Source organism: Flavobacterium sp. Sd200 (assembly GCF_009826935.1).
Taxonomy (GTDB): domain Bacteria; phylum Bacteroidota; class Bacteroidia; order Flavobacteriales; family Flavobacteriaceae; genus Flavobacterium.
This window is the reverse complement of the sequence record NZ_WUMN01000009.1, coordinates 81,851-107,523: the sequence shown is the minus strand read 5'-3', so window position 1 is coordinate 107,523 and position 25,673 is coordinate 81,851. Positions and strand designations below refer to the sequence as shown.

General features: G+C 39.6%; 14 protein-coding genes. 5 read left to right on the top strand and 9 right to left on the bottom strand.

Features of this window, described 5'->3' with window-relative positions; translation table 11 throughout:
* The 7 genes from GR160_RS17795 to pdxA form a co-directional block, all read right to left on the bottom strand.
* Positions 1–1,626 (bottom strand): choice-of-anchor Q domain-containing protein (locus GR160_RS17795; protein WP_305038396.1); only part of this gene is annotated, 1,626 nt, incomplete at its 3' end.
* A gap of 384 nt (positions 1,627–2,010) precedes the next feature.
* Positions 2,011–3,363 carry an acetyl-CoA carboxylase biotin carboxylase subunit gene (gene accC, locus GR160_RS17790; protein WP_160751251.1) on the bottom strand — a complete coding sequence of 451 codons (1,353 nt, stop codon included), beginning with the start codon at positions 3,361–3,363 and terminating at the stop codon, positions 2,011–2,013.
* Between the two features lie 91 nt (positions 3,364–3,454).
* Positions 3,455–3,943, bottom strand: coding sequence for an acetyl-CoA carboxylase biotin carboxyl carrier protein (accB, locus tag GR160_RS17785; protein WP_160751250.1), 489 nt, complete (start codon positions 3,941–3,943; stop codon positions 3,455–3,457).
* Between the two features lie 26 nt (positions 3,944–3,969).
* Complete coding sequence (locus GR160_RS17780) at positions 3,970–4,968, bottom strand: beta-ketoacyl-ACP synthase III (protein ID WP_160751249.1); 999 nt, start codon at positions 4,966–4,968, stop codon at positions 3,970–3,972.
* Between the two features lie 166 nt (positions 4,969–5,134).
* Positions 5,135–5,329 carry a 50S ribosomal protein L32 gene (gene rpmF / locus GR160_RS17775; RefSeq protein ID WP_160751248.1) on the bottom strand — a complete coding sequence of 65 codons (195 nt, stop codon included), beginning with the start codon at positions 5,327–5,329 and terminating at the stop codon, positions 5,135–5,137.
* 9 nt (positions 5,330–5,338) lie between these two features.
* Entirely contained in the window at positions 5,339–5,881 is a 543-nt protein-coding gene (locus GR160_RS17770; protein ID WP_160751247.1) for a DUF177 domain-containing protein, read from the bottom strand.
* A gap of 122 nt (positions 5,882–6,003) precedes the next feature.
* Positions 6,004–7,071 carry a 4-hydroxythreonine-4-phosphate dehydrogenase PdxA gene (pdxA, locus tag GR160_RS17765; protein ID WP_160751246.1) on the bottom strand — a complete coding sequence of 356 codons (1,068 nt, stop codon included), beginning with the start codon at positions 7,069–7,071 and terminating at the stop codon, positions 6,004–6,006.
* Positions 7,072–7,125: 54 nt separating this feature from the next.
* Between pdxA and GR160_RS17760 the strand changes: the two genes are divergently transcribed.
* Positions 7,126–7,716, top strand: coding sequence for a riboflavin synthase (locus GR160_RS17760; protein WP_160751245.1), 591 nt, complete (start codon positions 7,126–7,128; stop codon positions 7,714–7,716).
* A gap of 516 nt (positions 7,717–8,232) precedes the next feature.
* On the opposite strand, the gene GR160_RS17755 is transcribed toward GR160_RS17760, so the two are convergent.
* Positions 8,233–17,409: a T9SS type B sorting domain-containing protein gene (locus GR160_RS17755; protein WP_160751244.1), complete on the bottom strand. Its 9,177-nt coding sequence runs from the start codon at positions 17,407–17,409 to the stop codon at positions 8,233–8,235.
* Positions 17,410–17,826: 417 nt separating this feature from the next.
* Here GR160_RS17755 and GR160_RS17750 point away from each other — a divergent pair, with 417 nt between their 5' ends.
* Together GR160_RS17750 and GR160_RS17745 are read left to right on the top strand one after the other, a co-directional pair.
* A complete protein-coding gene (locus tag GR160_RS17750; protein WP_160751243.1) occupies positions 17,827–19,089 on the top strand; it encodes a putative DNA modification/repair radical SAM protein in 1,263 nt (420 codons plus the stop codon).
* Between the two features lie 180 nt (positions 19,090–19,269).
* Entirely contained in the window at positions 19,270–20,046 is a 777-nt protein-coding gene (locus GR160_RS17745; protein WP_160751242.1) for a TIGR03915 family putative DNA repair protein, read from the top strand.
* A gap of 4 nt (positions 20,047–20,050) precedes the next feature.
* On the opposite strand, the gene GR160_RS17740 is transcribed toward GR160_RS17745, so the two are convergent.
* Positions 20,051–23,104: an RNA-directed DNA polymerase gene (locus GR160_RS17740; protein WP_160751241.1), complete on the bottom strand. Its 3,054-nt coding sequence runs from the start codon at positions 23,102–23,104 to the stop codon at positions 20,051–20,053.
* Positions 23,105–23,276: 172 nt separating this feature from the next.
* Between GR160_RS17740 and GR160_RS17735 the strand changes: the two genes are divergently transcribed.
* Together GR160_RS17735 and GR160_RS17730 are read left to right on the top strand one after the other, a co-directional pair.
* Positions 23,277–24,581, top strand: a complete 1,305-nt coding sequence (locus GR160_RS17735) for a cytochrome ubiquinol oxidase subunit I (protein WP_160751240.1) — start codon at positions 23,277–23,279, stop codon at positions 24,579–24,581.
* A gap of 3 nt (positions 24,582–24,584) precedes the next feature.
* The gene (locus GR160_RS17730) at positions 24,585–25,610 is read left to right on the top strand and encodes a cytochrome d ubiquinol oxidase subunit II (RefSeq protein ID WP_160751239.1); all 1,026 of its coding nucleotides are present in this window, start codon (positions 24,585–24,587) and stop codon (positions 25,608–25,610) included.
* Positions 25,611–25,673 lie beyond the last annotated feature (63 nt).

Sequence of the window (25,673 nt, the reverse complement as noted above, 5' to 3'; positions counted from 1 at the left end):
TAAATCTGTGCCCGTTGCGGTTAAGTTTGCAACTGTTGAACTACCGCAAAATATTTGTGCAGAAGCTGTAGGTGAAGAGGCTGAACACGGAGTACCTTGAACTTCATAAGCCCCGATGTCAACAGTTCCTTCAAAATTTCTTGAATCACCAGCCAGATCAGTAGTAATTTCTGAAAGATCTGGCGTTGCACCTACCTCATAGTAGGCATTGCTACCTGCATTTATTACAGAACTTGTACCCTGGGGCACATAATTACCTGTGGAAACATTAGTAAACAGTGGATCGGCATCTATATTATTACCTCCATTAGTACCTAAATTATTCCATCCTGAACTGCTGCCCTGTACCAAACTATAATTAAAAACAGGGGTTGAACCCGAATTATAAATATTTGTACCTGTAGTAGCAGTATTTCCATAAATGATGCTGTTCCTGACCTTTGGAGAAGAGCCTGTTTCATTATATAATCCACCTCCGCGACGGTAACCGGTTCCGTACCCGGAGCCACTAAATGTACCGTTATAAATAAGAGTTGTATTGGTAATTGTTGGAGAAGACTGATAATTATAAATACCTCCGCCATAGCCACTGCCTCCGGCAGAACCATCGCTATCGCCCATTCCATGATTATCAATTCCGTTCCCTCCTTCTGCATTGTTACCAGCTATAAGGCAATTGGTTATTACAGGTGAAGAAGCATCATTATAGATACCTCCGCCCAGACCATCTCCTCCTGAGTCATATTGGCTACCTTCATAACCAATTGCATTATTTCCGGTGATTACAGTACTGGTAACTAAGGCAGAGGAATTGTAATTGTTTATACCCCCACCAAACATTGCCGTATTTAATGAAACAGAACTATTTAAAATAGAAGGAGTAGAATTATAATTGCTTATTCCGCCCCCGGAGCCTGCTTTGTTATTTTGTAATGTACTTTTTATAATTAACGGAGACGATGATGAGTTATATAAACCTCCGCCGTCACCTGCAGAATTTAAAGTTATGATGATATTTGAAATAAGAGGGTTTGAATTATTAATACTTATACCCCCACCGGAGCCTCTTGAAACAGCAATACCATTAATAGCGAGTGAATTTGAGCCCGATGCATTGCCTCCTTTTACCGTAAAGCCATCTAATACGGTATTGTTATTTATTACACCGTTATTTCCTGCTATAACAACAACATGGTAAGCATTTTCCGATGTGCTGAGATATGCATAAGGATTATCGTTATCATTAAAATCTCCGCTCAAAACACTTTCATTGGCGGTGATGGTCAAATCCCGCTGGGTTATCGCATTTTCGGTTCCGGCAAATCCTCCATAAATTTTTACACCCTCTTTTAATACAAAAGCATTATCTCTGTTATTTAGCGTAACGGTATTTATATCGTTTGCCGCACGGTTTGGCTTATAAATTCCACCTGCAATCCAGATTTGGTCTCCTGATGATGAAATGTTGATCATAGCCTGCAAATCATTCCCGGCATTTGCCCAGCTTGTTCCATCAGCAGTGCCGAAGGCCGATTGTTTTACATATCTTATCGTTTGCCCAAAACCACTTATTCCTACAAAAAGGAATAAAATCAGTATTGCTGATCTAAGTAAATTTCGCTCCATACCCAATATCTTAAAAATTGATCTGCCCAAGATATTGGAACGTCTTACAAAAAAAAATACCTATATGTAGGTATTTTTTAGATATTTGAAACCCATTGTAAACCTTACGTGTTTACAAGTAATTTGCTAAAAATTATTGCTAATAAACTAGTTAAATAAAACACAATGTTATTTATTTTTTAAATAAAACCCAATATGATTTCGATATTCACAACAACCAAAAATAGCACACTTAATTCCTGTTAAAAATAAAAATTCTTAAACCGCATTTCGAGCTCAAAAAAGTGAGAAAAAACTCGGCCTTTTGAGTAGAGGTTAGGTTTCTAAATTTTACCGAACTTTATTAAAAAACCGAACCCGACCAAAAGGCCGGGTTCTTATATTTTATTCTTCTACGCGTTCGTTCATTTTAAACGACTCCATAAACTTAGTTGTGTAGTTTCCGGCAACATAATCCGGCTCATCCATCAATTGTCTGTGGAACGGTATTGTGGTTTTAATACCTTCAATTATAAACTCATCAAGTGCGCGTTTCATTTTGCTTATAGCTTCTTCCCTTGTTTGGGCAGTAGTAATAAGCTTAGCTATCATAGAGTCATAATTTGGCGGAATAGTATAGCCACTATATACGTGTGTATCAAGCCTTACACCATGACCACCCGGCATGTGCAGGGTTGTAATTTTGCCCGGCGATGGCCTAAAGTCGTTATAAGGGTCTTCCGCATTGATACGGCATTCTATAGAGTGCATTTGCGGCAGATAGTTTTTACCGCTAATAGGCACACCTGCTGCAACAAGTATCTGCTCACGGATCAAGTCATAATCAATAACCTGCTCTGTAATAGGATGTTCTACTTGTATACGGGTATTCATCTCCATAAAGTAGAAGTTTCTGTGCTTATCTACAAGAAACTCTACAGTACCGGCACCTTCATAAGCAATAAACTCAGCAGCTTTTACAGCAGCAGCCCCCATTGCATCACGAAGTTCATCGGTCATGAACGGAGACGGTGTTTCTTCAGTAAGTTTTTGGTGACGTCTCTGTACAGAACAATCCCTTTCAGACAGGTGACAGGCTTTTCCAAAAGAATCACCAACAACCTGAATCTCAATATGGCGTGGCTCTTCAATAAGCTTTTCCATATACATCCCATCGTTTCCAAAAGATGCAGCAGCTTCCTGTTTTGCACTGTCCCATGCTTTTCTAAGCTCTTCCTGTTTCCAAACGGCACGCATACCCTTACCCCCACCTCCGGCAGTAGCCTTTAGCATTACAGGGTAGCCAAACTCAGCCGCCAGGCTTTCTGCCTGCTCATAAGAATCAAGAAGACCGTCACTGCCCGGCACACAAGGCACTCCGGCAGCTTTCATGGTAGCTTTTGCAGTAGCCTTGTCGCCCATTTTATCGATCATTTCGGGCGAAGCACCAATAAATTTAATACCGTGCTCTTTACAAATACGGCTAAAACGTGCATTTTCAGATAAAAATCCGTAACCAGGGTGAATGGCATCGGCATTTGTTATCTCAGCAGCAGCTATAATGTTAGATATTTTTAAATAAGAAAGGTTGCTGGGCGGCGGGCCTATACATACAGCCTCATCGGCAAATTTTACGTGCAGGCTGTCGGCATCGGCAGTACTGTAAACCGCTACGGTTTTGATGCCCATCTCCCTACAGGTGCGAATTACGCGAAGCGCAATTTCTCCCCTGTTTGCAATTAATATTTTTTTAAACATCGGTCAGACTATTTTAAATTATAAATTTTGAATTTTAAATTATTTTAAACACTCACTTGTAAGCATTTAAAATTCATTAATTTAAAATAATTTACGATGGGTCTACAAGGAATAAAGGCTGGTCATATTCTACAGGAGATGCATCATCTACAAGTACTTTTACGATCTTACCAGACACTTCAGATTCTATTTCGTTAAAAAGCTTCATAGCCTCAATAACACAAACTACGTCTCCTTTAGATATAGTACTTCCAACCTCTACAAAAGTAGGTTTGTCCGGAGATGGTTTTCTATAAAGAGTACCAATGATTGGCGATTTGATAACCAGGAATTTAGAAGTATCTTCAGCAGCAGGAGCCTGTGGTGCAGCGGCTGCAGGTTGTGGTGCAGCAGCTATTGCAGGAGCTGCAGGCTGTGCAGATGGCAATTGCTGTATATATGTTGTAGTTGTAGCTTCGGCAGCACTTGCCTCCGTAGTAGTTTTTATGGTGATCTTAAAATCATCCATCTCTAATTTAACTTCTGTAGCACCGCTCTTGGCTACAAATTTTATTAGGTTTTGAATTTCTCTGATATCCATACTTCAGTTTTTATATTGTAGTTTGTTTAGTTCTTGTTATAGGCCCATTTAAGGTATATTGAGCCCCATGTAAAGCCACCGCCAAAAGATGCAAATATAATATTGTCGCCTTTTTTAAGCAGGTGTTCATAATCGCTAAGCAATAGTGGTAAAGTGGCACTTGTAGTATTGCCGTAGCGCTCTATATTTATAAGTACTTTGCTTTCATCTACTCCCATACGTTGGGCAGTAGCATCTATAATGCGCTTGTTAGCCTGGTGTGCAACAAGCCAGTTTACATCGTCGTGGGTCAGGTTGTTTTTTTGCATTATGCGCTCGCTTACATCGGCCATATTGCTAACAGCATATTTAAATACTGTTTTACCATCCTGAAAAACATAATGTTGTTTGTTATCAACCGTTTCGTGACTTGCAGGAAGTATAGACCCACCTGCCTCAATTTTAAGAAACTCACGACCAATTCCGTCGCTCCTTAATATTTCGTCCTGAAGGCCAAGCCCCTCTTCATTAGGCTCAAACAACACCGCTCCGGCACCATCGCCAAAAATAATACAGGTTGCCCTGTCTGTATAATCTATAATAGACGACATTTTATCTGCCCCTATTAAAAGTACTTTTTTATAACGGCCGCTTTGCACGTATGCAGCAGCAGTACTCATGCCATATAAAAAACTGGAACATGCCGCCTGCAAATCATAGGCAAAGGCATTTACAGCACCTATTTTGGTTGCCACATATACGGCAGTAGCCGCAACTGGCATATCTGGTGTGGCAGTTGCCACAAGAACAGCATCGATATCGGCCGGGTTTGTGCCTGATTTTTTTAGTAAATCCTCTGCTGCTTTTATAGCTAAAAATGAAGCTCCCTGATTTTCTTCTTTTAGAATGCGCCTCTCCTTTATACCTGTACGGGTGGTTATCCACTCGTCGTTAGTATCTACCATTGTTTCCAGCAACTTATTTGTAAGCACAAAATCCGGCACGTAGGCTCCAACGGCAGTAATGGCAGCTGTTATTTTACTCATAAAAATAGTATATCTATCCGTTTCGGGTCAAAAAAGCCCAAAAAGTGGTGGAAATTACAAAAAAATTACAATATACAGGCAATAAACCGTGGTAAATTGCAAAAAAGGGTATTTAACAAAAAAACTCCCACCAAGTGAGAGTTTTTACCCTTTACTTTCCGGTAAATTATGCCTCAGCTACTGCCTTGTCGATAACTACCTGACCACGATAGTACATTTTACCTTCATGCCAGTAAGCCCTGTGGTATAAATGCGCTTCTCCTGTTACAGGACATGTAGCAATTTGAGGTACAGCGGCTTTATAATGCGTCCTTCTCTTATCTCTTCTTGTTTTCGAGGTCTTTCTCTTAGGATGTGCCATTTTACTATATTATTTATTATCCGTTAATAGTTTTTTTAAACTGTCCCACCTAGGGTCAGTACTTTGTTCTTCGTTTTTATCTTTATTCTGCTCTTTTGGAGCCAGTTCTTCAAGCCTGTTTAAAACATCTGCATTATCACCGCTCTTTAAAGAAGGATTAATCCTTTTTAATGGAACAGAAAGCACGATCATCTCATATATATACTGAGATACATCTACCTGATACTCTCCATGAGGCAGTATAAGCATCTCATCATTATCATCATTAAACTCTTCACCAAACTTAACAATAAGATCAAGCTTGCCTTTAATAGGCAAATCAAAATCTTCATTGCTTATATCACAAGGCACATTAACCGTACCTTTATGCTTAAAGCTCAGCTCCATCATGGTGCTTTTTTTATCTAAAACCATTTTTACCTTAACGCTTACATCATTATAATCGTCAAAGTTAAAGGTCTCAAAGAACTTTTTATCAATATCAAACTCAAACTGGTGTTTTCCCTGCTTTAACCCCACAAAAGGGATTAAAAATTCCTTATTCACTTTCATCGCGATTCCAGTTATTTTAACCGTTATTTTTATTGCCTGCCGCAGTTATTACAACCGCAACTTGTTTTAGTACAACAGTTTTGAGCGTGCAAAGATATAAAATAATTGCAAACTACAGACTGTTATGAATATTTTTTTGATTCTTCCTGTTTTTCCCTTATTTTCAAAGGGTTCGCTGTTAGCTGGGCATACTCTGCGCGATTATGGTAAATATCTAAACCAAGGTACAACGCTTCTTTAAAAGAATTATGGTCCGCCTCGCCTTTCCCCGCAATATCATAGCCTGTTCCATGATCCGGAGAAGTACGTATTCCATCCAGCCCGGCAGTATAGTTTACGCCATTCCCAAAAGAAAGTGTTTTAAAAGGTATTAACCCCTGGTCATGATAAGCCGCTATAATAGCATCATAGTTTTCATATTGCCCACTTCCAAAAAAGCTATCTGCAGAAAATGGACCAAAAACCATTACCCCTTCCTCAAACAGTTTTTTAAGCGCCGGCTTCACCACCACATCATCTTCTTTACCGATAACACCATTATCACCACTGTGAGGATTTACGCCTAACACCGCTATCTTTGGTTTACTGATTTTAAAATCGCGCTTAAGCGAAGTATTTATGGTAAGTATCTTTTTTCGGATAAGGGCTTCTGTTAAATGTGCCGAAACCTCATTAACCGGAATATGATCTGTCAATAAACCAACCCGTAAATTATCTTGAACCATAAACATAAGTGCATCGCCTTTTAATTCCTGGTCTAAATAATCAGTATGTCCCGGAAATTTAAAATCTTCGCTTTGTATATTATACTTATTAATAGGCGCCGTTACCAACACATCTATCTTTTTCTCTTTTAGCGCAGCAACCGCTTCAGTAAATGACTTGATGGCATATTTGCCCACCGTCTCGTCATTTTGGCCAAAGCTAACATTAACCCCTTCCTTCCAAACATTAAGCACATTCAGCTTGCCCGGAACCAACTGGTCGAGCGCATCAATACCATGTAAATTAGCCGTTAGGTGCAACGCCTTTTTTATAAACGACAACACCTTTACATTGCCAAAAATTACGGGTGTGCAAAATTCGAGCATGCGGGGGTCTTCAAAAGTTTTAAGCAATACCTCCGGTCCAATGCCGTTAAGGTCGCCTATAGATATTCCCACAATTACATTTTCTGCCTGTTTTGTCATAATGCCTGTTTATTGCTTAATTTTGTACCCTACAAATTTAGTAAATTAATCAGCATGTTCACAGGAATAATCGAAACTGCCGCAAGCATTACACAAATAGAAAAAGATAACGAGAATATACATTTTACTTTAACCTGCCCCATTGTACAGGAACTTAAAATAGACCAAAGCCTGAGCCACGATGGTGTATGCTTAACAGTAGTTGCCCTTTCGCCCGACACCTATACTGTTACAGCTATCAAAGAAACCCTTGAAAAAACCAACCTTGGCAGTTGGTCTGTGGGTGGAGAGGTAAACCTTGAGCGCGCCATGAAACTGGGCGACCGTTTGGATGGACACATAGTACAGGGTCACGTAGACCAAACCGGAATCTGCCTCAGTGTAGAAGAAGCCGGAGGGAGCTGGTACTACACCTTTGGCTATGCCACCGCGCAAAATAACATTACCATAGAAAAGGGGTCGATAACCGTAAACGGTGTGAGCCTTACAGTAGTGAACAGCAAAGCAAACGAGTTTAGCGTTGCTATTATACCTTACACTTACGAGCATACAAACTTTAAACACATAAAAGCCGGAACAGTTGTAAACCTTGAGTTTGATGTAGTAGGCAAATATGTAGCCCGACTGCATGCCCTGCGCAACTAAACAACCTTTTACATACCAATTATAACCAAGCCTCACAATTGTGGGGCTTTTTCTATGGAGCTTCACCTAAGCGCATCTTTTAAACCATGTTCCTGCCATTGGCTATATCCTTTCGTTGCACTACAGGGATGCCGCCTCTGTCAGGGCTAAACAACCACTGTAGGCATTCACTATACTTTGGGAAACACTAAACGAGAAATAATGCCAATTATGATTATACTTTAGCCTGTCATGTTGATATTTAATTTCTCGCAAAGGCGCAGAGGCGCAAAGATGTAAGTTCGATTAAGGTTCTTAAGCGGCTTGACAGCCGCCTGGAATGAGAATATCACCACAGAACTTTGCGCCTCTGCGCCTTTGCGAGACAATTTAATCAGACTGTTTTATATCAATAAGTGTTATAACTACACAACAGATATGAAAAGCCCAAGCATTAAACAACAATAATCAACCATACTAAAAAAACAACAAGGGCAGCCGTTTGGCTGCCCTTGTCTATATAAATCAAAAACCTGATTATCGTTTCAACGCAAAGTGAGCTTTGTACTCTCTTGTTGTGTTTCCTTCAGGGAAGGTAACTGTAAACCAGTAGTCATCTGCAGGAAGCGGTGCACCGTTAAAGGTACCATCCCATCCTTCGCCTTCTTCAGGGTTACTTGCAGGGCTTAGCTGTTTGATCAGTTTACCAAACCTGTCGAAGATGAATATCTGAGATGACGGGAAGTTAGCAAGCCCCCTCACATTCCAGAAGTCATTATAACCATCTGCATTTGGTGTAAAGAACTTAGGATAGTCAATAGTACTTACATTTTCGATAGGGTCAGTAATACATGCATCTATACCGGCAGTAATATCACGGATATAAATCGTATGATAACCAATACCTACATTAGTAAATACGTTAGAGTTTTGCCAAGGGCCATTCTCATACATACTAAACTGATAGTCGCCAAAGCCTTCAACCAGCACAGTAATACTTTGGTTTTCAGCAAAAGCATTGCTCACCACATAACCATCATTAATTAAGCTTGCAGGACCAGACTTAGTAACTTCAAACCCAGGAGACGGTAGCGATGGACAGAAATTAGTACCAGGACCAACTACTTCAACTGTATATATACCGCTTTCAGTAACACTTAAAAACTCATTAGTTTCTCCCGGCATAGCTACACCATCAAGATACCATTGGAATGTATATCCATCAACCGACAAATATTGTGTTCTCATATCCACAGAGTTGTAAACAGCACCTGTAACAAAATCCACACAACTAATATTCCTACCATCAGCACTTGTTATAACCGGCTCTGGAAGCATTTCGATTATAATATCGAAGCCAACATAAGCAGGACATCCATAAGGATATTGGTTATTTCTTATCTCAGCCCATACATCTGTTACACTTGTTGTAGTAAACGGAATTGGGAATGCATTTGTACCCGCAAGAGCATCCAGTTCACTTGGATAAAGTGTAACATCATAGTTTCCAACAGGGCCCTGAGTGCCTACAATTTGTCCAGCTATAACCGCTAGGTCTGCAGCATCAATTACAGTCTCACCATCGTTATCACCATCTCTATCACATTTAGTATACAGATTATTATCTAACGGATTAGCAATTGTTTGTGGCTCTACCGAAAGTAACAGTACTCCTGTATTTACACAACCCGTAATAAGATTCTCTGCTTGTACGTATATAGGTTGACTAGGAACAACCGTATTAGTAAAACTATAAGACAAAGACGGATTTCCTATTCCCGGAGGCACCATATTAGGATCATCAGCATAATAACGCACTGTATAATCTGCAAGGTTTACACCAGTACCTAATATTACATAACGATAGTTGTCAAGGTCAAACGTAGCTATTCCTGTAAAGTTGGTTTGGCATATTCCATAAGGCTCTAACGGGTTAACAAATGGTAACGGGTTAACAATAAGTGGTAACTCTACCGTTTGGAAACATGTTGGGTCGTTAGGCTGTGTTGGAGCTATCTCTACACGTACACCTACCGTAGTAGTTCCACTCAAATAGTTTTGCGCTTCAGCAAGCGTTAGCTCGTTCTCATCATCATCGGCATCAGCTTTAGTTGGGTAATATCTAAGTATATAGTTGCCATTATCCCTTATATCTACAGCAGCCTCTGTAAGATCAAATACCTCTTCAAGGTCGCCCGGATTATTAATATCACACTTCTCTAACGCATCTGGTGTAAAGTTTGGCGTTGGCAGAGGGTTAACCCTTATAGTAAGCGTTGTAAAGCTTTCACAGCCAAATATTGTTGTTACCTTAACCTGTAATGTCTGAGGGTTAACAACGTTGGTATAAGTCTCTGGATTAGTAATCGGCGTGTTAGAGTTCAGGTCTGCAATGTTAGCGTAGTAAGTAACTACATTATCCTGCCCTTGTCCTGTTGCACCCAATATCTCCTCATCTTTATCTCTAAGATTAAATTCAGTTCTACCGTCATTTGGCAATGCTTCATCACACAATACTAGTGCAGTAGGACGAGCCACATCTACAGGAGTATCTACTCTTAGTTCAAAGCTTGTAATACTGTAACAGTCAAATCCAGGGTTTTCTATACGAACCCAAATAACCTGACCATTAAAGCCTCTAAACCTTTGTGGGGTTACAATAACCGGAGTACCGTCGTTAGCATACTGCTCGCTTGCAAAGTAGCGAATGATTATTGCAGGGTTCATACCCGGTTCGGCAAGTATAACAGCATTTTGTTGCGTTAGGTCAAACTCAGCAAAACCATCCTGATCGTCGCTGTCGTTATCATCACAATCCCTTAGATCATCAAGATCCGGCACCTGCGGAGCAGGAGTAACCACAAGGTCTAACCTGTACACAATAGATAAACAGCCCGTTCTTGTATCCTCTGCCCTCACCCATATAGTTTGAGCAAACGGATTTTGGTTGATATAATTAGCTGTATCTACTATTCTTGAATTAGGACTGTCATTTATAGCACCTACCTCTGTATGGTAGAAATGCACTACAATATTAGGACCACCCACACCAATCATGTCTGCAACAAGATCGTCAAGGTTAAAGTTACCATAGCCATTACCGTCCGTATCACATATTGTAAGATCGGCAGCAGTTGGCACTGTAAGGGTAGGCAATGCCTCCACACGAATGTCTAAAATCACAATTCTGTAACATCCGCTGTTTACATCAGTAACCCTTACAAAGATACTCTCAACACCCGGCGAAGTATTATTTCTATACGTTTCAGGATTGGTTATCTCATCTGTAGCCAGCTCATCGTCAGCACCAATAAATGTGTGGTAGAAGTTTACACGAACCCCGTTAGCACCACCTGTAATTTCGTCAATTTTGGTAGTAAGGTCAAATTCTTCTATCTCATCACCAGGAGCATTCTCATCACATACCGTTAAAGGCTGTGGTAAGTTAGCAACCGGCATTGGGTTAACAATAAGTTCAAGCACGGCAATATCATAACAGCCTGTTGTAACATTGGTAACCTTAACAAATACTGTTGTGCTTACTGTAGTAAACGTAGCAGGATTTGGTATTGGAGTGCCTGTTGCAGATTCAGCATCCGCACGCGATGTAAAGTAAGTTACATTATATTGTGGCGGAGCCTGGGTTGCACCCAACACATCAGCCTCAACAGATGTAAGGTTAAATACACCAATAAGATCGGTATCATCAACACCGTTATCACATACTTCCAATGGATCAAGGTCATTTGCAATAGGCCTTGGGTTCACTGTTAATTGCACCGGAGTAATGCTATAACAATCTACAGGAAGAGTCGAAGTCAACCTTATGTAAAGTGTTTGGTTTACTGCCGTAACATTTCTGTAATTAGTAATTTCTGCACCTGTAAGTGCCCTTACATTAAACTCAGCATCCTGTTGAGTTTCATGTATTGTTGCAGCAACATCAGGTTGCGTACCAAGAGCCTCGGCAATTGCTGCCGTAAGATCGAATTCACCCCAACGGCTATCATCATCTAAAGCACACACAACAACCGGAGAAGGCGTTATAGCCACAGGTCTGCGCACAACTATAAGCTCAAAACTTGTTTCGTCCTGGCATGCAGGTGTTGTACTCGTTTCACCGTTAATATAGATCCTTGATACCGAGTTTGTAAGTGGAGTACCTGGAGCAAGCATTGTACCTGTTCTTCCAGTACCTGTAAAGTATTCACCTAACGGCAATATAGGAAGTACATAAGTTTCGCATGCATAGGTAGGATCCTGGAATGTAGGAACCTCAATACTGTGAATATTCACGGTATAAGTATCTTCGCTAAAACACTGGTTGTTGCCGGTGTAAGCATACACATAGAACGTTTCTGTTCTTGTAGTATTACCAGTTGCTTCAAACCTGTCTCCTACGTTTAAAACAGTACCGCCTCCATTAGGTCCACCAGGGCGAGTATAATAATCGTAGGTAACATCTGTATCACCATGAGGCAATGCAGGCAGTGCAGGTAATGTATAATCAAAACATACCTCCTGATTAGGCACATCCGGCACAGCAGGAGTACGGTATATTGTTATAGGCACCACTACAACGCTTTCACATTGGAACCTACCGGTAAGCTGTTGATATATGTAAACATTAACCGTTTTTTGGTTTATGTTATCATCGGCAGGAGAGGTAAAGTTTACGGTATAACCTGCAGGCAGGAAATTACCGGTATTACCTGTACCGCTCGGATCAGTTAAATAATAATGCTGTATAAAAGTAGGACCATTCTGGTCAATTGGATTACCCGAAGCACCATTAGCAGGCAGGGTAAAACTGTCACATGCTGTGATTCCAGGCTGACCAGGCTGTAGTATAGTATCTGCATTAGCAGAATATATATTAATAGTAAAACTACTCTCACTAAAACATGTCGGCTCGTTAGCGTTAGGAGACGGCGCATAGATATAAACAGTTTGGCTGCCAGAGCTAAACGTTGTACCTACAGGTATAACACTTCCACCACCATTAGCTTGGCTATCCGACTGATAAGTAACACCCGGCAATAATGCACCAAGAGTATAGCTATCACAAGTTTCTACGTTAGAGAAACTGTTTATAGCTGGAGGACCGGTAACAACAACATCAAAAGTTGCCTGGGCAGCACAATTTGGCAATGTACCGGTTTCAGCATACACATAAACTGTTTTTGTAACCACAGTACCAGCAGGAGCTGTTATAGGGAAATTGATATCTATAGGAGTACCGGCACCATTAGGTTGCTCATAGTATGCACCAACAGTAAGAGCTGGAAGATAGTATTCCTCACACACACTTATATTGCTAACCGAAGCCAATACAGGAGTATTGTTTATGGTTACCGTAAAGAACGTATTTGCAGTACATGCCGCTGCAGAAGTAATATAGAAATATACATCCTGCGTAGCATTAATAGGTGTACCCGGCATTATTTCTGTATTGCCTGCACCCGGACCTCCGGCAGCAGTATAATAGTGCTGACCCGGCAATAGTGCAGGAAGTATATATTCGTCACACTCTGTAACGTCAACCGGAGCATCCGGGTTAACAGTTATCTGGAATGGAATTTCAGTACTACAGTTAACTGCACCACCAGTTTGAGCATATATGTATATTAACTGGGTTGCATTTATTACAGTAGTTGCAGGTATTGGCACACCCTGACCGTCTGGCTGTGGATAATAAGCACCAGGACCGGTAAGCGCAGGAAGCGTATAGCTGGTACAGCTGTAGGCCTGAGCTACGCCATTAGTATCTACAGGTTCCGGAGCAATAACATTAGGAGCCGGAGCTATTATTACATCAAAGAATTTCTCGTCAGAACAAATAGGTGATGTACCCGGTATTTCTGCATAAACATATATTCTTTGAGCTGTATCTATAAGAGTACCTACAGCCATTTCTACGGCACCGTTACGAGGCCCGCCAGACCTATCATAATACTTACCTGTTGTTAATTGAGGTAGTACATAACCAACATTCTCACAAACCGTCTGATCGGTAACATTGTCAACATGAACCTGGTTAATGGTAACCACGAACGATCTTTGAGAAGGACATTGTGTATTATTGTTATGTACAAATATTGTAGTAGTCCTGTCCACAACATAACCCGCACTAATCGGTGTCTGTCCTCCGGCAGGTCCTCCGGTAAGCAGATAGTAATCTCCACTAAAACCAGCAGGCAATGAAGGCAAAACATAACTGTTACAAGCAGTTACAGGAGGAAATACGTTTGGAACTATAGCAAACGGAGTTATATTAACCATAAAGCTGTTATTAGCAGTACAGTTTGGCCCTTCGGTAGGAACATACACATAAACCCTCTGAGTAGCTGTGATTGCATTATTTGTATTTATAGGATCTACACCATTTGGCTGATTAAAATATCTGCCTACAGGTAATGCAGGCAACCTGTAGCTACCACAAGTAGTAACATCTCCAGGAGCCAGGCTAACGTTAGGATCTAATATTGTGACCTTAAACTGTTCATCTGCTGTACAGTTAGGAGTAGTACCAACACCACCCGTTTCTACATGAAGATATATATCCTGAGTAGTTGTTATTACCTCATTATCTCCCAATAGATTACCAGTACCGTCAGCACCTGTATAATAGTGCCCTCCGGCCTGTGGTGTAGGAAGCGTATAAGGTCCACATGAATAAAGGTCATCAATAGGAGTAATAACCGGTAATGGGAAAATATTTACCTCAAAGAAATCCTGAGCCGAACATGTTCCATTAGATGCATATACATAAATACGTGTATTTTGTGTAATTGCAGTACCGGCATTGATCCTGTCTACACCATTTGGCTGCCTGTAATAGTTACCTGTAGGTAACGCAGGCAATATGTAGCGTTCACATTGGTTTTGATCCGGACCGGCATCAATAGTAGTATCGATAATTGTAACTCTGAAAGATGTGGTAGCTCTACAGCCGCTGGCATTAGGAGCCGTTGTAGCGTATAAGGTAACACTTTGAGTTATTACGTCAGTTGGCTGGTATTCAATACCTGTTGCATCGGCAGTTGTAAAATAAGTTATGCCAGGACCAAGATTCGGCAATGTATAGCTAAGGCAATAATCGCCCGGGGCTATAACCGGAGCCGCTGGTAATGGGTTTATAGTTACCTGAAAGTTTGCTTCATTTGTACATGCCGGATTTCCAGGCAGTGAAGCATAAACATAAATACGTTGTGAAGAAGTAATTTGTGTGCCAGCCGCAATTGCACCAACCCCACCAGTATTGCTAAAATACCCTCCTGTGGTAAGCGCCGGAAGCGTATATGGACCACATGAAGTTATAGGCCCCACAGGATCTAAGGTAGTATTAGTTACTACAACCCTAAACCTGTTTTCTGCAAAACATGATCCGTCAGGATTTGCCTGATAAACCCATATATCCTGTGTAGCAGCAATAGGTGTACTTACAGCAATTGGCGTACCCGTTCCATCTGGGCCATCTGCCGCAGTGTAATATTCGCCGCCTCCAGTTATAGCAGGAAGCACATAAGGGCTACAAACGTTTATCTGCCCGGCAACAACATCTGCCGGAACGTTTGCACTAATTATAGTAACATCAAAACTTGTATTAGCCGTACAGCCTGAAGCTGCAGGAATATAAAAATAAACAGTTTGAGACTGGGTTAAAGTAGTACCACCTGCAATCTCACCCCCGGAAGCTGACGGCCCATTATAATAATGCTGCCCGGAAGGAAGGAAAGGAAGTGTATAATCTGTACACGCTGTAACATCAGCTGGCACATTTGCAGGCGAAACAATATTTACCATAAAGGTAGCCTCACTCGCACATGCCGGCGTAGAAGTAGATTGTGCATATACATAGATGCGCTGTGAAGTTGTTATAGGTGTATTCACAGCTATAGGCGAACCTAAACCACCCGGCTGGCTATAATAAGCACCTCCATCAGGCAACGCAGGCAGGATAAAATCTGTACATACGTTTTGGTCTGTAGGAACAGGACCAATATTAGGACGGGCCAATACATCTATATTAAAAGATGTTGTTGCATAACACAACGGGCTAAAGTTGCTTTGTACCCTTACATAAACAATACCGTCTGCAGAGTTATATGTACCCGGAGAAGTTATAATATTCGTATTAGTATCTGCGCCGTTTTGATCTGTGTGATATGACACTGTAAAATCAGCCGACGCCTGGCTACCCAATATAATAGACCTGAATTGTGTAAGATTGAAGTTTGCAGTACCACCTCCAAGAGTAGTTTCACATACAGCATAAGGAGCCGGAGCAGTTGCAGTTGGCGTAGGAACCGTTAGCAACTGGAAAGACACTACAGCATAACAGCTACTGTTATGACTCTGTACACGTGCCCAGATAGTCTGTCCGCCCGTACTGTTATAGTTTGTATTAAGCGGTGGGTTATTTTGCTCCGCATCGGTCTGGCTTGCATGGTAGGTAACTGTAGTAGCTGCATCCAACCCTTGTTTTAGTACAGGAGTATTTTGAGAAAGGTCATAAACATAACTACCTGATGGATTAGCGCAGGCATACAGGTTTCGCGGTGTTCCGCCCGGAGTAATGCCCGGACTGAATTCAACAACTATTTCCTGAGTATTAACACAACCCGAAACAGGATCTGATATCCTCAACACATAAGTACCCGATTGACTTACCTGTATAGACGAAACATCTCCGGCAAAAGCCTGACCATTGTTCCATGTCCAGCTAAGATCATAAGAAGCTGCATTTAAATGAGAATCTATCGTATAAGTTTGCCCTGTACAAAGAGCATCACCATTATTAAGAGTAAGGTCTTCACCTAAAACTATTTGGCCAAGGTTAAATGCTCCGTCAGGGAAAAATACCGCAGAGTCAAATTTACCGTCATTACCATTTAAGTTATTAGGATTACCATTACCATCATCGGCAATTACTATTTTGATATGGTATGTTGTTCCCGGAACAAGTGCAGAAGAAGCATTCATCACAACAGTCTGCCCCTCGTAGTTAATAGGCGATTCTAAAGGAGCAGCACCCGAACCACCATTAAACCTGCCAAAAAACTCAGGGTTTACAGATAAACATCCGGCAATAGGATTACTTATGTTTGCATTATTGCGTATGGTTGAAACCGACACAGGCTGACCTGTAGTAGGAACAGTAGCAATATTGCGGTAAGCACCTCCGCTCGCCTCTCTTAAAAGTATAGCAAAACCATCTTTAGAATGACACTGCCACTGGCCGTATTCTTCAGAAGCAAAAATATAATCTATAGAAAGATTGTTTGTTGCTGCAACAAAATCAAATTCAAGCACTGTAGCATTCATAGACTGAATAGTAATACCGCCAGCCGCAAAAGCAGCTTCCAAATCGGCATCACCTGTCCACGCAGCATTTTCATCACTTGAGGTACTGGTATTAGGCCCCGGTGCATTAGATACACGACCGGTACTAAGCACGACACCCCTTGAAAAGGCAAAGTTAGGATTGGTATTAGTAAAAGATCCAACACCCTCATAACCATAGTCAAGCCCTGTAGTTTTGTTTACGTTTGAGGTACGCACCAAACAGGAGTTTGTAACCAAATTGCTATTAACCCATTGGTTAATAACAGCCCCGGATACTTGCGCAGGCCCGGGCGTAACCGTAATTGGATTTTGCGAAAATCCCTTTATTGCGAATAAAAGGAGTAAAAAGAGTAAATTTTTTTTCATAATTCCAAAACTAAAATGCAATCTTCAACTTTAGGCGTAAACATTAAAAACTTAATATACAGTATTTTAATTATTGCAGGCAAATATATAATAAATGTTTAACCGTTTATAAAATTTTGTAACAATTTTCCGTTACCATCCGCAATTATTTAACGTTTAAGTATTTTCAGGTAATTTAACAAAAAACATCCCCCACACGAGGCACTTATGCAATAACGTTAAAATAATCTCAAATATTACCCAAATAATCCTAAACAATAAAATGGCAAAAATACACGAATTTTTGATTTATAAAAACTTAATGCAACTTAATATCCAACTATAACAGTTTAGCAACAAAATCCCCTAACTATTTAACGTTTGTTGAAGTATTTAAAACAATTCCATAATTTATTTTTGTAAAATACACCTATATATATGTACGACAGGATTAGGGAAAAGCTAAACATTTTAGCCGATGCAGCAAAATATGACGTTTCCTGCTCAAGCAGCGGCGGAAACCGCAAAAACGACAATAAAGGTATTGGCGACAGCAGCGCCAGCGGCATATGCCACACCTATACCGAAGACGGTCGTTGTGTATCGTTACTAAAAATTTTGCTTACCAACCATTGTATTTACGACTGTGCCTTTTGTGTATCGCGCAAAAGCAACGATATTAAGCGCGCTGCCTTTACTGTAGACGAAGTAGTAGAACTCACCATGAGCTTTTACCGCCGTAACTATATCGAGGGATTATTTCTTAGCTCAGGCATTTTTAAAGATGCCGATTTTACAATGGAGCGTCTGCTGCGCATTGTAAAAAAGTTAAGACTCGAAGAGCGGTTTAATGGCTATATACACTTAAAGACTATTCCCGGTGCAAGTCAGGAAATGCTGACCGAAGCAGGACTGTATGCCGACAGGATGAGTATTAACCTTGAAATGCCTACTGAAGCCGGACTTAAATTACTTGCCCCCGATAAATCACACGAAGAAGTTAAAAAGCCCCTCGCCTTTATTCAAAGCGGTATTACACAATATAAAGACGAGAAGAAAACCGGGCTTATAAAAAGCGTACCTAAATTTGTGCCTGCCGGGCAAAGTACCCAAATGGTTATTGGCGCCACCCCCGAAACCGATATGGAGATTATGCACACCGCTGCGAAATACTACAAAGATTTCTCGCTTAAACGCGTATATTATTCAGGCTATATACCTATTAGTTATGACGAGCGCATGCCGATTATAGGGAGTCAGCCGCCGCTACTGCGTGAAAACAGATTGTATCAAACCGACTGGCTGATGCGTTTTTATGGGTTCAATGTAAACGAACTTCTTAATAGTAAGAATCCACATCTTGATACCGATATGGATCCTAAGCTGAGTTGGGCGTTGCGAAACCTGGATCAGTTTCCGGTAGATATAAATACGGCAGACTATCGCATGATATTACGCGTACCTGGCATTGGGGTACAATCGGCAAAAAAGATAGTACAGGCCCGAAAATTTGGCAGGCTGCGCAGCGACCAACTGCAAAAAATTGGCATAGCCTACAACCGTTCCAAACATTTTATTCGTTGTGCCGACAGCCCGATACTATTAAATGAACCCGACGCACCCCAACTTAAAAATATTATACTGGCCGACAGCAGCAGCAAATACCTTAAAGTGCCGCAAAACCAACTGAGTTTGTTTTAAATTATGGAACGCGGATGACGCGGATGCTTCGCAATCGCGGATTTACACGGATTTTTTCATCGGCATGAGTGAATCTGTTCCCTTCTTGAGAGGATTAGGGTGTGTTGTGTAAAATTACGATATTAGAAGCCCGCCAACTCTGCAATCCTACAACTTTCAAACTTTCGACTTTACAACTTTATGACTATCTATATTTTCGACGGTTCTTTTGAAGGTTTACTTACCGCGCTTTTCGAGTTTTACAACCGAAAAGAAACCGCGGTACAACTGGTTTGGGATAAACTTTACCAGCCTGTGATGTTGCAGGAAACCCTCGAAATTATAAACGATGAAACGAAGGCCAAACGTGTATGGGCAGGGCTGCAAAAAAAGCTAAGCCCGGAATGGCAGCGTATGTTCTATAAAACCTACCTTATAGAAAATGCACAGGCCTTTATGGATATGTTTAATTTTGCCCGCTATATTTTTGACAGCGCACCGGGTGCCGAGAAAAATTTTGGCAACCCGCACGTTATAGCCATTAGCCAATGGAACAAAAAAGCAAGTCGTGAAAGCCACCGCATGAAAGCGTTTATACGTTTTCAGCAAACGGCAGATGGCATGTACTACTGCCCCATAGAACCCGATTTTAATGTACTGCCCCTTATTGCCTACTTTTTTAAGAACCGCTATGCCGACCAGCAATGGATTATTTATGACGTGAAGCGGCACTACGGCCTGTACTACAACACCCACACCGTGGAAGAAATTACCTATGAGTTTGTTGCCGATATTGACACTAAAAAAATAAACCTGCCCCCTGCCCTGCTTGACCCTAAGGAAGAACTGGCTTCTATTTTATGGAAGGACTATTTTAACAGCACTAACATTCCAGCCCGCAAAAACATGAAACTGCACATTCAGCATGTACCAAAACGGTATTGGAAATATTTGAACGAGAAGGAGGGTAAGAATTAAACTCTTACAAACCTTTTAATCTTTTTTCAGCTTTATCATGATCATAATCAGGCGGAGTATTTTTGAAACGCATCACATTTTGACCTGGTATTCTTGTAGATTGAAAACTTCTTAAGGATTTTAAATCCAATTCAGCACATAAGATTACATTATTTGTTCCCCCTTTTAATCGCAATATATCTTTTGTTTCTGTCCGTGACGGTCTAGTAATCCTGGAATCACCAAAGTCGGATGAATTCGCTTGAATAAAATAACAGTGCACATCTCGAGTAACAGTATCAACAATATTAGAAAAATAATTTATATCCCGATTATATTCTGACGCAAATAACAAATCAACCTCCGATCTGAAAATTGTCCTATGAGTTATATCTGCCAATTCATAACAGTTATATACAGAAAAATGAATCTTATTCCAGATAAATTTATTATAGGTACTTGGATTTGATCTCGGAACAATTTTACCACTATTTTTAATCACACTTTCTTCGTGTGGTGAATAATGATTTTTAAGTCGTAAAACTAAAATGGTATCCTTAATACCACTAACATTCATTGGTAATAGAGTTATAGTAAAATTATAACACACTCTATTTATTGTTATATGCTCTAATCCAGCAATAATTACTCTGTCTTTCCTTCTTGATTCATCTGCCAAGAGAGGAGACCAACGATGTGGCACACTTACTTCTGGTAGAATCAGAAAATCTACCTTATTTCTTTCAGCATCATTTAAAATACTTAAAAATTCTTTACGTCTTTCTTTAGAGGTATTTGGTGCGCCAAAAAATGATTTTTGTAAATTTTCTTGCTCGACTTTAATATTTGCAACTGCTATTTTTACACTATTTTTCAAGTTACTATTAGAAACCTCTAAATAATCATAAATTATTTTTTCATGTCGATTCTCTTTTTCAATACTGTTAAAATACCTGCGTTTTAATTTTTTAAACTTTTCTACCTTTATTTTTTCATCAGTATATTTTTGAGGATTTCTTAAGAGATAATTTGCCTCAAAAAAAGTTTCAAATGATTTGTCTAAAACAACATTATTTGTAAAGTTTTCTTCACTAATCAAAAATAAATCTTTAATTAAAACTTGGTTACCGTTTTCAGACTTTAAAGTATTTTCCGTTAAACTCACAATTTTCTGAAATGAATAATAATGTGTGAATTCGTACAAATAAATAAATCTTGGCGAATACTCTAATTTCATTAAATCAAAAACATGATGTTTGTAATTTGAAATATCATATTTTACAAAATCCATATACTTATCGCTATCGGTGTTTATAAAATTCATTAGAGGATGAACAATATAACTATGCCTTAGTAAATTAGTTTTTCTGTAAGTAAAAACTCGGATTTCAATATCTTTATATATATTATGTGGGTACCAATTTAATTTCACTACATCAAGTGTTTCTTTCAAATAACCTAAGAAATTTGGATTTAAAGATACAGCTAAAGAAATACTATTTATTAAAAACAAAATTTGGCTCTTCTTTATTTCATCAAGCTCATCTACATTTTGATATGTTATTTTGTCAATACATTTTATAGTCTCTTTTACAAAAAAACAAAATGATTTTTGATCATTCGTTATTAAAAAATAAGTCAAAACCTTTTCCCATATGGAACTGAACTCTAAATTCATTCTTCCCTTAAAAAAGGTAAGAATTTGGTCTGTTGTTTTTTCATCTTTTTGATTATCTGAAAGTAAGCTTATTTTTATTTTTTTTGCTAAAAAAACAGAAGCACCATATTTACTTTGCTTGATTTCAGAAATACTTCTAAGCTTATTGATAGTATCTGTGTATGATAATTCATATACACTTTCATCAAAATCATCATTGATTTGATTTTCATTTGGAAGTAGCCAAAAAGCACTGCTATTTTTCTGAATATTTTTTTTGAATTTTTCAAGTATAGCTTTTGATTCTCTACTATTAAAAGAATGTACTGAAACTTTTGATTTCTGAATTTGAATATTCTCATTTGATCTCCAACAATAGCTCGTTTCATTATTCTTTAAATGTACCTTTGGAGATTTACTCGTAAAAATTTTTCTATCTTCAAAAAACTTCTTTAAAACTCTTGCTATTGGGCTTTTAACTTCCCCAGTAGTAGTTGCACTTGGAATAGTTGCATTAGATAAAACTAATACAATATCGTCTACATATCTACCGTAGTACGATGGCGACAAGTTATCAATTATTTGACGATCCAAATCTTTTAAAAACCAGTTTGCTAAAATTCCTGAAGATAGTAAACCAATTGGGATTGATGATGCTTTCTTATCTTGTGGTAAACATTTTGCATAAACACCATTTATTTTAAAGATTATGTTAGTCAGAAATATCGAATTTTCATGTTTCTTAATTTTCTTTAACTGAATCGCATCTACTAACTTTTGCCTTTTAGTATCATTAAATTTAATATTATAAAAATATTCCTTGATATCCAAACCAATTATTAGAACATCTGTGTCTTCATTTAAAAATTGTTGAGCAGAATTAATTGCATTATCTCTCCATTTTTGGTATTGCTCAAAATAAGGTTTAAACATTCTTAGACCATCAACCACTCGATTTGTATTATGATCGATTTCAAGGGAGTAGGCATAATTATGTTTTGAAAAATCATGTGCCAAAATATACCCCTCTTCTAATATCCACAATACAGATATAATATGAATTTCGACAGGAGCATTTATCAAATAATTTACTTTTTCAATCTCGTATTGATCTTGAAAAAAATCATTCGATATAACAAAATCCTCTTCATCGGATTTCAAATTTTTGTACCTCTTTGGTATTATATGTGACGAAATTTGTTTAAATAACGTATTTATATAATTCCCGTTTTCATCAGGATTATTTAAATAATTTAATAGAGCTTCAAATTTATTTTCAAAGTCATCACTAGATTCGAACTGAGCAATTTTCTCTCTGAGGTAAACAAAAAAATTATCGTAATAAATATAACTTTTAAGTTTTCTATAAGCATTTTTAATATCATTTATATCATATGTGCTATCAGTCATTGTTTGGCTCATTTGTTATAAGTAAGGTTGATTGTGTAAATATAATATTGTCAAACGATTGTGAGACTATTATGAGTAATTTAATTTAAAACTATCACTTACTCAACACATAAATCCACGCCAACTCCTCCCTCCGCATCCCTTTATCCCTTACCTTTACTACTCCAAACAAAGAGACTTGTAAATGGATAATTTAGATGCCGCACGAATGCAAATGGCATTCACGCTTATATTTCATATTGTGTTTGCCTGTATAGGAATGGTAATGCCATTTTTTATGGTAATAAGCCACTACAAATGGCTCAAAACCCGAAAGCCTGTTTTTTTAACCCTAACCAAATCGTGGCAAAAAGGCGTAGCCATATTTTTTGTAACCGGTGCGGTGTCGGGCACGGCACTGTCGTTTGAGCTGGGTCTGTTGTGGCCCAACTTTATGAAATATGCCGGGCCCATTATAGGTATGCCGTTTTCGCTGGAAGGTGCCGCCTTTTTTATTGAAGCTGTAGCATTGGGCTTTTACCTCTATGGATGGAACAAAATACCGGAACGCTTTCACTTGTTTACAGGTATTATTGTTGGGGTTTCGGGCATACTGTCGGGAATCCTCGTAGTATCGGCAAACAGCTGGATGAATGCTCCTTCGGGCTTCGATTATATCAACGGGCAGTTTACCAACATAGACCCGGTAAAGGCGTTCCTTAACGAGGCATGGTTCAGCCAGGCACTTCACATGACGCTTGCAGCCTTTGCCGCCACATCGTTTGCCGTAGCAGGAATACACGCCTGGCAGATATACAAAAAACGTTCGGTTGAAGTACACAAACCAGCCTTTAACATTGCTATACTGTTTGGCGCCATAGCTGCACTGCTGCAACCCATTAGTGGCGACCTGTCTGCCAAAGACATTGCCGACCGCCAGCCAGTTAAACTTGCTGCACTCGAAGCACATTACGAAACCGAGAAAGGTGCCCCGCTATATATTGGCGGAATTGTAAATAACGAAACAGGAGAGGTTACCCATAAAATAGAAATTCCTAAAGCGTTGTCATTTCTTGCCTTTGGAGATTTTGATGCCGAAGTAAAAGGCCTAAACGATTTCCCTAAAGAAGACCGGCCTAATGTTGCCATTACACATTATGCTTTTCAGGTTATGGTAAGTTTAGGCATGTTGTTAATGCTTGCTGCCGTTATTTACTTTATTAGCCTTAAAAAGAAAAACTGGCAGCTAAGCCCACGCTACTGGCTGTATTTTGCCTTAATGGCTCCTATTGGTTTCCTTGCTCTTGAAGCAGGGTGGATAGTAACCGAAGTAGGGCGCCAACCGTGGATCATCCATAACGTTATGCGCACTAAAGATGCCGTAACCCCTATGCCGGGCATGGTTTACAGTTTTTATATGTATGTGGTTCTGTACACCGTGCTTACCATATCAGTAACATGGCTAATGGCAAGGCAAATTAAAGTTCTTAACACCACCCAAAACTCATAGGTTATGCTGTATGTAGTGTTGTTTTTTGTAGTGCTCTCCTTCTTTTTATACGTATTGCTTGGCGGTGCCGATTTTGGCGCGGGCATATTGGAACTCTTTTCATCGGCCGATCATAAAAAGTCGATAAAGAAAACAGTTTATAGTATCATTGGCCCTGTTTGGGAAGCCAACCATATTTGGATCATCATTCTTATTGTAATATTATGGATTGCATTCCCTGAATTTTATAATATCGTAATTATTTACCTTCATATACCGCTTACGTTAGTTTTGTTAGGCATTACGTTGCGTGGAGTAGCTTTTGTTTTCAGACATTATGATGCTGTAAAAGACAAATCGCAGGACTTATACGACCGCATGTTTGAATTCTCCTGTCTGGTTACTCCAATATTTTTAGGGATGACCTTTGGCGGACTCATTGGCGGTGATATTATACTGCTTGAAGACAACTCCCATGCAGGCTTTGCCGAAGTATATATACACCCCTGGCTACAGCCTTTCCCTATACTTACAGGTTTCTTTTTTAGTGCGCTGTGCGTGTTCCTTGCGGCTACGTTTTTAATAGGCGAAGCTAAAAATTATGAAAAACGTATGTACATGCGCAAAGCTGCCATTGCTATTGTTGCCGTGGTAGTTATTGGCTTTGCAACGCTTGTGGCAGGTTACCTTGCCAACAATAAATTTACCCACGATTTTCTGAATAATTATTATGCCCTTGGCGCTGTGACCCTCTCGGGCATATTACTGTACCCATTATGGCGGGTTATACAAATAGGCAGGATAATATGGTGCCGCTTTTGGGCAGGCACACAGGTGTTACTCATACTTTTTGCCGCTATTGGTGCACATTTCCCTAACCTGATTATTGCCAAAAGCGGACAAATAAGCCTGCTCGACGGCCATGCTCCGGACAAGGTAATCAGCATACTCGGCATCTCACTGATCATTGGTGGATTGCTTATCATTCCGGGTTTGATACACCTTTTAAAATCGTTCAGGATGATAAAGGTCTTGGAGGAAAGGGAATAGAGGAAAGATAATAGATAAAAAAAATGGAACGCGGATGACACGGATGCTGCGCAATCACGGATT